This window comes from Salinimicrobium oceani, from assembly GCF_012037645.1.
In genome coordinates, this window is record NZ_JAAVJR010001700.1 from 1 (window position 1) to 279 (window position 279).

The 279-nt window shown below is 35.8% G+C and carries 1 protein-coding gene; it reads right to left on the reverse strand.

Annotation, left to right across the window (positions count from 1 at the left end; genetic code table 11):
• The coding region (locus HC175_RS23655; protein ID WP_168140148.1) for a hypothetical protein at positions 1-217 on the reverse strand (217 nt) is incomplete at its 3' end.
• Positions 218-279 lie beyond the last annotated feature (62 nt).

The window sequence follows — 279 nt, forward strand, 5'->3', positions numbered from 1 at the left end:
TTTCACTCCCTTCTCCCGTGAAGGATTGTTCAAGAATTGTATATGCATACGAATTCCCGTTCTCCTTTTTCAGATTTTTCCAGGCCGTTCTACTTTCCCGGAAATCAAAACCGTGTTCTCCCTCTACGTTCAATTTACTTTGCATCGCCTCTGCACTGCATGAATAAAGTAACAAAAAGGTCATCGCTAGTAAAAAAATGGTGTAAAACTTTTTCATAGGCTTGAGGTTTTACTGAAAGTTATATCATAAAAAAGCAAAAACATAAGATTTTAAACAAT